Genomic DNA, 11,633 nt, shown 5'->3' with positions numbered 1-11,633 from the left:
CTCTGAGGTTCATCGGCGAAGCTCTGAGGTTCATTGACGAAGCTCTGAGGTTCATTGACGAAGCTTTGAGGTTAAAGTTTTGAGTTCTGAAGCTCAAGTTTGGCTTTCTAAAGTCGAAGTAATAATCTTTCCTCCTTACTCCCGAGTTCCCATTACCCATTTCAATCGTCTAAATCCCTGAAAATTGTTGTAAATTTTTAATTATGATCCAAGCAGAGGAATTTGTAGAAGCTGCGCGTCATCTTGGCTTTGAGTGGTACACTGGCGTACCCTGTTCTTTTCTCACACCTTTTATTAACTACGTCATCAATGACGTTCAACTTAAATATATCTCCGCAGCCAATGAGGGAGATGCTGTAGCGATCGCAGCTGGAGCCGCAATTGCTGGTAAACCTGCTGTGGTGATGATGCAAAACTCTGGTTTGGGGAATGCAGTTAACCCGCTAACCTCCCTCACTTATATCTTTCGGATTCCACTGTTGCTGATTTGTACCCTACGAGGCGATCGCAATTTGCAAGATGAACCGCAACATCAATTAATGGGGCAAATCACAGAGAAATTGTTGCAAACAATGACCATACCTTGGGAATTTTTTCCCACAGATGCAGCACAAATAGAACCCGTTTTGCAAAGAGCCACAGCCTATATGCAACAAGAGCGCTGTCCTTATGCTTTAATTATGCGTAAAGGAGCGATCGCCCCCCATGCCCTTACCCGTTCTTCTATTCCCGAACGAGAAAATAGTAGTAGCGCTCATATTCAGCAAAGCTTTTTTCGGGACAACAAAGAACAACGCATTTCTCGCAGCGAAGCATTAGCTAGAATTGTGGAACTTACCGAGCCAGAAAACACTGTAGTAATTGCCACCACCGGATATACGGGACGCGAACTCTTCGCGAGTAAAGACAGCGCCAATCATCTTTATATGGTTGGATCGATGGGCTGCGCTTCCTCAATGGGATTGGGATTATCCTTAGCACGTCCAGACCTCAAAGTAGTAGTAATTGATGGCGATGGGGCAGCATTAATGCGAATGGGTAATTTTGCGACTATTGGCACTTATGGCGGTGCTAACTTGACCCATATTCTTTTAGATAATGAAGTCCACGATTCCACAGGCGCACAAGCCACTGTTTCTGCGGGTATATCTTTTGCCAAGATTGCGGAAGCCTGTGGTTACGGCGTTATATTAGCTGGAGACGACCCTTCGCTTTTAGATGCCTTATTTACCGCCGATGCTAACACTAGACCTAAATTCGCTCATCTGAAAATTCGTCCCGGAACTTTAGAAAAGCTACCTCGACCTAACCTCACCCCGGAAGCAGTTTTGCAACGCTTCATGAAACACATTGGTAATTCGTAATTCGTAATTCGTAATTCGTAATTAATAAATTCAAAGTACAAACTCTCAATTTATTAATGCCCAATGACAAATGACAAAATGATTTTACTAAATCCCGGCCCCGTCAATTTAAGCGATCGCGTCAGAAATGCCCTGTTGCGTCCCGATTTGTGTCATCGCGAAGTGGAATTTTCCCAACTTCAAAGCAGAATCCGCGAACAGCTACTTCAAGTTTATGGTCTTGGAAACGGCTGGGCAGCAGTTCTTCTCACCGGTTCTGGAACCGCCGCGATGGAAGCGATGATTAGCAGTCTAGTACCTACAGATGGGAAATTACTGGTAATTGAAAACGGTGTATATGGCGAACGACTTTCCAAAATTGCCAAAATCCACGGCATTAGTTACATCACACTTTCCCATCCTTGGGATGGCGAAATAGATATCAAGGCTTTAGTCAAACTCCTGGATGAAAACACCGACATTACCCACCTTGCTGTCGTCCATCACGAAACTACTACCGGTCGGCTAAATAATTTGGCGGAACTTGCCTTAATTTGCCAAGAACGCCGCATCAAACTATTAGTAGATGCAGTCAGCAGCTTTGGTGCTGAAGAATTAAATTTTGTAGATTGGGGAATCACTGCTTGCGCTGCGACAGCCAATAAATGTCTGCATGGTGTCCCTGGAGTGTCCTTTGTCATCCTGCAACGGGATGCACTGCCGTCAGTAGACACCATTCCCCGCACCTTATATTTAGATTTAGCAACCTATTACCAGCAGCAAGAACGAGGTGGCACACCTTTTACGCAATCAGTACAGACATTTTATGCCTTAACAGAAGCTTTGCAAGAAATGGCAGAAGCCGGGGGTTGGCGTGCCAGACATAGCCATTACAACCAACTTGCCACCTTAGTCAGAGACGGGTTAGCCTCAATCGGAATTAAACCCCTACTTCCTCTTGGCAGTTCATCCGTTGTCTTGAATGCCTACCACTTACCAAACGGTTTCAGCTATGAAGAATTTCACGACCAACTAAAAGCGCGAGATTATATAATTTATTCTGGACAGGGAAATTTAGCTCAATCAATCTTCAGAGTATCAACAATGGGAGCTATTACCCAAGCTGACATGGAACGCTTTGTTGGTGTTGTTAAACAAATTATTTAAACCGCGCTGAGACTTTAACGAAGAGGGAGATATTGCATTTGTCCTTCCCATTCGCCCTCAAAACTTCCCTCCGCGATCAACAATATGTCTTCAATTGCCAATCCCACTGAGACACTGCGACTAATCTCAAATACCCCTGGCATTTCTAACCCTGCCTGTACACGCTCGTAAACATATCGAGTTATTGTTTCTACATCATGAGTTCATAGAACCCGACCCTGTTGCGCCGCCCATTCCAGAATGACTCGATCGTCAGTTTTGGACAAACCTACATCCTGAACTCTAATAGGACTTACGCAAAAACCCTCTCAAACTCTCATTCCTCCGTGAACTCTGCGCCCTCTGTGGTTCGTTTTCCGTTACCCGTGCGTAAGTCCTATCTAACAATATCAATCTCAGATTTTCGTCGAAGAATACCCCGAACAATTTGGTTGTTAAAGTTCTCGTCTGCTAAAAGGCGCAGCATTTCAACTCTGCCCTTGGTGGGTAAGTCTTGCCATGAGGCGATCGCGTATTCCAATTGGATTGAAACGACGCTCATTTTACTCATTACTCATTACTCCTGCAAATTTGGTTCACCGATGATGACACCAAAACTGTATGAAAAAAAAATGGGTAAATCTCATCAAAGTCAACACCCTAGGCAGAGCCTCCAATCTGGCATTGAGTCAGAGACTCAATGAATGCATTCCCAGCCGGAGACTGGGAACGAGGAAAGTCTTATCAAGCTAGGTTTTTAGGACTTGTGTATACACAAGTCTTTGAGAGTTGCCTCCCAGCGTTTAGATCCCCCCTAACCCCCCTTAAAAAAGGGGGAACCAGAGTCAAAGTCCCCCAATTTATCGGGGGATTTAGGGGGATCTTCAACGATTTTGGTTTTATACAAAGATGTGTGTACACCGTAGCCCCCACGGGGGGAGAGGCTTTGAAACCCAGTTTTAGTTTTTCTCTCGTTGTATGAAACCACCCTGCTTATCGCTTGCGGGGAGTGGGTTAGGGGTGGGGTTTTTGTACCTCACTCAACTGAGAACTGCTATAAAAATTATTTTAACAAGGCATCAAAGCATCAAATCTCCCTAGTACTGCCATATCTTCTTCATCTAACTCCGCCGGAATCCCACTGCGAATCAATTCCGAAAAGTCTTCATTGGGAATCATCACAGTCAACGTGTACAAGCGAGTAGAACCAGTATTTTTAATCAAATGAGTACCAGTGGGAGGCACTAATAAACTATCTCCAGCTTTGATCGTGGCACTCTTGCCATCACATATAGCGATCGCTTCCCCTTTGAGGACGAAAAACATTTCCACTGCCCACTGATGGCGATTTGGGGGTGTTTGTCCACCAACATCAAAAATTTCTATGCAGCAAGTCAAAGAAGTATTAGCATTTGTCGAATCGAAGATAATTGCTAATCGATTAGAGGCGTCGGGACTGATGCGATATACTGGATAATCTTTGCTAGATTTGATAACCGGAATTACACAACGAGTAGCGTACATTTATTTATCCCCTCTGAGTTATCGATGGGCATGAAAATTCCTAAAATCCGAGTACTGAATCACAAAATTTTAGATTTTAAATTTTAGATTTTGGATTAAACGCTTACACCGTAACCCTCCGGGGAAGCAAGCTACGCGTAGCGTTCCGCAGGAAAGTCCAAAATTTAAAAAAGTCTGAGAGCAAGGGAATTTAAACGCGAGAACAAATCTAAAATCTAAAATTCTTGAGCGTTCGCGCAGCGTCCCGTAGGGAAGAAAGAGCATTAATGCATGGGTTCAATCTAAAGTCCAAAATCCAAAATCCAAAATCCAAAATTGATTCACTCCTCACCATTTTGCAGCGCTGTTAAAATTCCTTGCGAGTCAGTGACAAAACCGAAGCATTGTTTGACATTATACAATGTCGCCAGCCAACAATATTCAGGAGAAGTGGTAGCGGTGCAATCTTTAATCAACACGCAGTCATATCCTAAGAAGTTGGCATCACATAATGTGGTTAGTACACATTGATCGGCATTAACACCAGCAAAAAATAATGTTGTCCTTCCCAGATTCCGCAAGATACTATCTAAAGGTGTATCCCAAAACCCACTCATGCGGTATTTATCCACACGAATATCTTCGGGTATCTGTTCTAGTTCGTCTACGATTGCCGCTGCCCAACTACCTGCCATGAGTACTCTAGCACCATTCCTTGGTAGTGGATCGCCCAATCCCACACCTTCCCCTGTGGGATTATAGACGTGGCGCGAACTAGCACTAATATTGAGCAAGTCGGGACGATTCCCCCAATTTACCCAAATAACTGGAACGCCAACCTCACGCAGTTCGGGAAGTAAGTTGTTCAAAGGTTCAATAGGCTGACGCGCCGGAGTTACGTCCACGCCGATATGCGCTAACCAACCATCAGGGTGACAGAAGTCGTTTTGCATATCAATGACGAGGATAGCAGTCTTTGCCAAATCTAGGCGCAGGGTTTTAGTTTCTGTTGATAAGATAACGGGTTGTGGGGTCTTTGGAGGACGAGTGATATCTGCGATCGCATCATTCACTGTCCACGCATTTGGTGCAACTCCCAATGTCCGTAATGGTAGATTCATAAAATTCCAGTACCCAACACCATTTTCTATTTTGTAACTTGAAATTCAAGTCAAAATACAATTACTTAATTAAGGTTAAATATGGTAAATTTCACCATCCAGAATGTTTTGATTGCCGTCAGTGATGATTATGCAAAGGTAGATGTATAGATTGTAAATGGTTCAACCATAGCTATTTCACCCAATCTACAAGTAATTGCCACTTATTACTACCTGGCTTTTTCAACACCCACACCCACCGATCGGAGATGTGGCAGCGAGGAATTATGTAAATGTTCTCTTTAGAATTATGGTTGGCGAAACTGTATGATTTTGCCCCCTCGATCCCGAACAGGTTTATCTCAACACCTTGGGTACTGCGGTGGAAACTTTATTTGCGGGCAGGACGAGTGTGATAGATCGTCTGGTGTTAATTCCCGAATTTGAGTTAAAAGCGATCGCCAAATCAATGCACCATGTGGAAATTCCAATACTCCAGGTTCTTACGATTTGTATGTTGACTAGAGCAACTATGCTGAAGTTATGTCGGGTATACAAAGAGATGAACCTATAGTTATTGTTGCAAACTATACCTGGCAAATCATACCACAAGCTATGGTGGCGAAGGATGGGACATGACATCACACACACCAAGCTTTGCAAAGTCGCCCAAACTGTTAGCGATAGGTGCAAGATTCGGGTTGTGCAGGGAGTGCAGCACACGCGCCAAATGACTTCTACACATTAGACCTCTTGCAAAAATATATTTTTGCACTCTTAGGGAAAAGGGAAAAGGTTAAAGGGAAAGGATTTTGAGTTTTTTTCCCCTTTTCCCCTTCCCCTTTACCCCGACTTTTGCAAGAAGTCTATTCATTGACAGCCATCTTAGCTTTGGCTACCCGCGCCAATAGGGGTAATTTTAAATCGGAATTTGAATCACAAATTCTGTACCCTCTCCCTGTACGGAATTAACCTCTAGAGTACCGCCATGTTTTTCTACAATAATTTGCCGGGCGATCGCTAATCCTAATCCTGTACCTTTACCGACAGATTTAGTTGTAAATAAATGGTCAAAAATCTTTTGTTTGACTTCATGAGACATTCCCATACCATTATCTTGAATGTAAATTAAAACTTGATGTTTGTCTTCACTAAAACAAGTTTTAATCTCAATTTTATTATTAATTTCGTGAAAATTATGTCCAATATTAGACTCCTCTAAAGCATCAATGGCATTTGCTAACAAATTCATAAATACTTGATTCAGTTGCCCAGGAAAACATTTGACTAAAGATATATCGCCATATCTTTTCACAACTTTAATCTCTGGATGTAGTTCCGATGCTTTTAAGCGATGCTTCAGAATCAAAATTGCACTGTCGATACCATCGTGAATATTAAAAGCAACTTTGTTTTCTGTATCTGCCCTAGAAAAGATTCGCAAACTGTTGCTAATACTCCGAATTCGGTCAATACCTAGTTTCATCGAAGAAATCATTTTTGGCAAATCTTCTCGGATATATTCTAGGTCAATTTCGGCAATTTCTTCTTCAATTTCTACACCCGGATTTGGAAACTTTTCCTGATAAAGCTCGATGAGGTGAAACAAATCTTCAACCAAATCAACAGCAGGTTGAATATTACCTGCAATAAAGCCTACAGGATTGTTGATTTCGTGGGCTACACCTGCAACTAAATTACCTAATGCTGACATTTTCTCACTTTGTACCAGTTGTAGTTGCATTTGTTTTAAATCTGTAAGTGAGTGTTCTAATTGTTGGGAATTCTCTTGCGATCGCTGATAAAGAGAAGCATTTTCTAAAGATATGGCAGCTTGCGAACACAATAGATTTATTACTTGGAGTCTATCATGGGTAAAGACTCCAGCAATGAGATTATTTTCTAAGTAAAGGATGCCGATTAACTTCCCTTGATGGAGAATGGGGGTACATAGCAAACTCTTGGGTTGTTGTCGGATAATGTAGGAGTCAGAAATGAAGGAATTGTTCGCAGTTGCATCATCAACTACCAATGTTTCTAAAGTGCGTTTGACATAGTTAATTGCAGTTAGAGGGATATCTTGGCTAAACTCAATGGGAATAGATTGCAGAATAGTTGGCACTTTTTGGAATGTTGCAATTGCTTCGATCGTCCAAATATTATCCTTGAGTAAAATTAAAGCAGATTTTTTGGCTCCGGTATTTTCCATCACCACTTGCATTAATGTAGAAAACAACTTCTCTAAATGAATTTCGCTAGATAGTGCTTGAGAGGCTTTGAGAACACTTGCTAAATCTAAAGCTTCGGAAATGCTGGTGCTACTAGATGAAATTGTTGCACCAGCATTAAAACTAGACAGAGGCATTTTATTATGGAGAGTAGATGCTATTTCTGTGGAATTGAGGCGAATTGTTTCCGATTGAAGAATTGGGGCAAGTAATTGAGGATAACGTTTTTCTAAATTATAAACTTTGGCTTTAGCGCCCCAACGAACATAGCAGTAGTAAGCGTTTGTTAGATAAGTTTGGGCAATTTGCTCTTTACCCCATTCCAAATAAAATTTGGCGGCGAGTTCGTGAGCGAGAGCTTCTTCTTGGATATATTCGTTTTCTTTGGCTCCTTGAATGGCGCGATCGTACATTTCCATTGCTTGGATATATTCGCCAAGAATGCGATCGCGTTCAGCCTCCACTAAATAAAACTTATGTAAATGATTCATCGGCGCATGATGCGCCCAGTTCTGGATTTTTTCCTGATTGGCTGTAACCCTTTTGAGAATTAATACTTGCTTATCTTCAGAAGCCTCATAATATACGGCTAATTGGCTCAGAGAATCATAGAAATGAAATAGAGCAAGGATAATACTTCCAAGAAGACTTTCTAAATAATTCTGTACTAAATCAGCATTTTCAATAGCATGAGTATAGTCAGCAAATAAATAACAAAGAACCAATTTATTAAAATACAACGAACAAATCATAGTTTGATCGTTGCCTTGGAGATGAAGTGGCAACATGGTTTCTTCATTGTAAGCATCACCGATTAAGCGGCAAGGGTTTTCATTTTTTGAGAGTAAGTTAAGCACTACTTGCCGATAGAGTTCATTTTTATGTAAGGATGGTTCTTGACGAATTTGTGCGAGTCCTTGACTATAATTTCTTATTTCCTGTGCTAGAGAAGATAATTCTTTACCAGCAAAATATGAACTCAAAGAATAATTACATGCACAGTAACCTGCAAATTCTAAATCTCCTGTTTCTACCCCGCTATAATAAGCTGATTGTATAGGAAGTAAAAGTTCATTAAGATGCTTCTTCCAATGATTCAAACAGCCATAAACAACCATATATGTTTTAGCAATGAATTCTTTAGCATTTAATTTATCTAATAGTTTTAGACTTAGTTGACCGAATTGATAACCTGAATCAACATCTCCTACAATCCCGCCAAGAATCAGCCCATAAGATGAATATCCATAAAGCGAATTAGCAGTATTTCCATAATTGAGGGATAAATTAACCTGTTTAAATAATATTAAAGGATAGAGTTTTGGGATAACTAGATAAGCAGCAGCAGCAATATTTGTCAAAATATTCATGGCTGCTAACTTATCTGGCTCAGTCATTAATTTTAACTCTAGTAACCCTTCAATAGATTTACCATCTAAAGCTAATTGTGTCTCCTCTAGTCCACGGTTAATATCTTCTGGTGTTGGCTGTTCGGGCAGTTCTATTCCCAATATTTTAAGAACATGGAGTCCCGTTTTTATAGCTTCCCACATTCTGTTTTGTGCTACCTGAGATAAGATTCTGACTTCGTAGGCTTTGACTTGATCGATCGGTGTTTTGCCATGTTGTAATATTACTTGTATACATTGTTCCGTCTGTTCAAAATCACCGTTAAGATGGGCGACTTCGGCAGAGGTTGAGTATAGTGTTAATGCCAACTCATACTGATATTGCCAACAATCTTCTGTGAGTAACTTAATCCCAAAATTTGTGTATTCTACAGCGGCTTCATAAGCAGTCGAAATTTTGGCTTTATGACTTGCGGTTAGGTTTAATTTTGCCAGTTCTTCTCGTTCCTCTGATTGAGTAATTAATTCAGCTCCTAGGTTTAACTGATTGACTAATTTAAACAAATTTTCTTCGCGTTCTTCAAGCGAGATATTTCTCAACATTAATCGCCCAATTTTGAGATTTACTGTCTGTTTTTGGTCTTCAGGAATTAGAGAATAAGCAGCTTGTTGAACCCGATCGTGCAAAAACTTATATGAACAGGAAGTAGAATTGAGCATCGAAGAATCAGAAGTAATTATAGATTCTTCCAATTCCTGTTGATAAAACTTGTAAACTTCAGTTGTGGGAATGACCAAACCTTCTTGCAAAGCTTTCCATAGGTCTGCTGCTGTCTCTGATAGAGATTTTTCATGGACAATTGCGAGAGTTGCTAAGTCAAACTGATTATCAATAGAAGCTGCAAGCTGCAAAACTTTTTGAGTTGCTTCTGGTAACTTCTGCAACTGAAGCACCATAAACTCTACCAAATCATTAGTAAATGTTAATGCTCTAATCTGAGCAATATCACATTGCCAATGACCCATATCAAAGTTATAGTTAATTAACTTATATTCGTGCAGTAATTTGAGGAATTGATTAGTGAATAAGGGGTTTCCTTGCGTTTTTTGATATATTAAATCTGTGAGGCTTTGGGTAATTGATAGGTTACATTTAAGAGTATCATTAATTAGATGATTGACATCTGTGCGATTAAGATTTTCTAACGTAATAGTATTAAGACAATCTCTATATTTATGAATTTCTTCTAATGTCAATATTAACGGATGTCCTGGATAAACTTCATTATCGCGATAAGTACCAATAACTAACATATAGTGAATTTCAGCTTCACTCATCAGCAATTGTATCAACTTCAAAGATGCTGAATCTGCCCATTGCAAATCATCGAGGAACATCACTAAAGGATGCTCTTTGGTTGTGAAAACTTGGATAAATTTCTGAAATAGTAAATTGAAACGATTTTGTCCAGCAGTCCCGGAAAGTTCGGAGACTGGCGGTTGTTGCCCAATAATTTTTTCTAGTTCGGGAATAACTTCGATAATTACCTGAGCATTTTCACCTAAAGCTTTGAGAATTGCGACTTTCCATTGTTCAAGTTGAGCATCAGTTTCACTAAGTAATTGCCTCATTAAATCTCGAAATGCTTGGACAAAAGCTCCCAAGGGAATGTTGCGTTGGAATTGGTCATATTTTCCTTTGATAAAATAACCCCGTTGTCGCACAATGGGTTTATGGACTTCGTTAACAACGGCAGTTTTACCAATACCAGAGAAACCTGCTACTAAAATCATTTCTACCCCCCTTAGTCCCCCCTTACCAAGAGGGGATTCAGGGGGGTTAGCTACTCTATCAAATGCTGCGAGTAAGTTTTCTACTTCTGCTTGCCGACCATAGAGCTTTTCTGGGATGATGAAGCGATCGCAAATATCTCGCACTCCTAATTCAAAGACATCAATCTTGCCAGTTTCTCGCCACTGACGCCAACAAATTTCTAAGTCATACTTCAACCCCAATGCACTCTGATACCTATCTTCGGCGTTTTTTGCCATCAGTTTGCCAATGATTTCAGACACAGTTGGCGGAATGTTGGGATTGAGACTATGTACCTGTGGAGGAAGCTTTGCCAAATGACAATACACCAACTCCATCGGTTCATCATATTTGAAAGGTAACTCTCCGGTAAGCAGTTCAAAAAAGGTGACACCCAAGGAATAAAAGTCGCTGCGATAGTCAATTCCCCGGTTCATTCGTCCAGTTTGTTCGGGAGAAAGGTATGCTAATGTCCCTTCCAAAATATTTGGATTAGTCAGAGTTTGTGTTTCTCTAGAAAGTAAAGAGGCGAGACTAAAATCGATCAGTCTTATATCTTTTGTGGTAGGGTTAATCAAAATGTTGGCGGGTTTGATGTCTTTATGAATCACCCGATTGTGATACAGTCCATCAAGAATTGAGACAATTTGCAAAGCAATGTGAAAAAATGTCTGCAACCCATCAGCAGTTTTCCCCATCCCCTTATCTCCCCACCCAGCCATCTCTTCTTGGAGAGAAATACCACCCAAGTCTTCCATGACTAAGGCATAGCTGTTTTGATAGTTCTCCAGGCTATAAGTTTTGATAATTCCATCAATATCTAGATTTTTCGCAATGGTGTACTGATTGCGGAACCGCACGAGTTCATAAAATGTCGGATACTCACGCCGCAACAGTTTAATTACTACTGGCTTTTTATCTGATTCTCTAATACCGCGATGCACTAGGGTTTTAGATCCCGAATAAATTAGCTCATGTATTTGATAACCGATCAGTGCCACCATAGTTTTCTTTTCCCTCCAAGGTTAATTTTTTCTTATTTACATTGATTGTTCCTATTAATACAAATGTGCTTAAGGTTTGGGAAGGCAATTTTGTAACAAGATATGAATGTGCGTAGGCGTAGCCCGTCGTAGACATCGCTAAATTCT

Annotated in this window: 7 protein-coding genes and 1 pseudogene; 3 read left to right on the top strand and 5 right to left on the bottom strand. The window is 40.6% G+C overall.

All coding sequences use genetic code 11. The features are described from left to right. The first annotated feature begins 203 nt into the window (after positions 1-203). Complete coding sequence (gene aepY / locus ACM0OX_RS25900) at positions 204-1,364, top strand: phosphonopyruvate decarboxylase (RefSeq protein WP_414517785.1); 1,161 nt, start codon at positions 204-206, stop codon at positions 1,362-1,364. 63 nt (positions 1,365-1,427) lie between these two features. Continuing rightward, the gene (locus ACM0OX_RS25895) at positions 1,428-2,510 is read left to right on the top strand and encodes a 2-aminoethylphosphonate aminotransferase (protein WP_414517784.1); all 1,083 of its coding nucleotides are present in this window, start codon (positions 1,428-1,430) and stop codon (positions 2,508-2,510) included. 376 nt (positions 2,511-2,886) lie between these two features. Here ACM0OX_RS25895 and ACM0OX_RS25890 read toward each other — a convergent pair whose 3' ends face one another. From ACM0OX_RS25890 to ACM0OX_RS25880, 3 genes are all read right to left on the bottom strand, one after another. Further along, entirely contained in the window at positions 2,887-3,060 is a 174-nt protein-coding gene (locus ACM0OX_RS25890; protein ID WP_414517782.1) for a hypothetical protein, read from the bottom strand. A 497-nt stretch (positions 3,061-3,557) separates the two neighbouring features. Then, on the bottom strand, positions 3,558-4,013 hold the full coding sequence (locus tag ACM0OX_RS25885; protein WP_414517780.1) for a cupin domain-containing protein: 456 nt from the start codon (positions 4,011-4,013) through the stop codon (positions 3,558-3,560). A gap of 320 nt (positions 4,014-4,333) precedes the next feature. Further along, on the bottom strand, positions 4,334-5,113 hold the full coding sequence (locus ACM0OX_RS25880) for a cysteine hydrolase family protein (protein WP_414517779.1): 780 nt from the start codon (positions 5,111-5,113) through the stop codon (positions 4,334-4,336). 81 nt (positions 5,114-5,194) lie between these two features. Here ACM0OX_RS25880 and ACM0OX_RS25875 point away from each other — a divergent pair. Then, positions 5,195-5,564, top strand: a pseudogene (locus ACM0OX_RS25875) (amidohydrolase); the annotation flags it as partial. A 141-nt stretch (positions 5,565-5,705) separates the two neighbouring features. Here ACM0OX_RS25875 and ACM0OX_RS25870 read toward each other — a convergent pair. Both ACM0OX_RS25870 and ACM0OX_RS25865 read right to left on the bottom strand, forming a co-directional pair. Beyond that, positions 5,706-5,837, bottom strand: a complete 132-nt coding sequence (locus ACM0OX_RS25870) for a hypothetical protein (RefSeq protein ID WP_414517777.1) — start codon at positions 5,835-5,837, stop codon at positions 5,706-5,708. A gap of 174 nt (positions 5,838-6,011) precedes the next feature. Continuing rightward, positions 6,012-11,486: an AAA family ATPase gene (locus tag ACM0OX_RS25865; protein ID WP_414517775.1), complete on the bottom strand. Its 5,475-nt coding sequence runs from the start codon at positions 11,484-11,486 to the stop codon at positions 6,012-6,014. Positions 11,487-11,633 lie beyond the last annotated feature (147 nt).

Origin of the sequence: Nostoc sp. PCC 9305 (genome assembly GCF_963920915.1) — a bacterium.
Lineage (GTDB): Bacteria > Cyanobacteriota > Cyanobacteriia > Cyanobacteriales > Nostocaceae > Nostoc.
The sequence above is the reverse complement of the archived record's forward strand: the minus strand, read 5'-3'. Positions and strand labels throughout refer to the sequence as shown.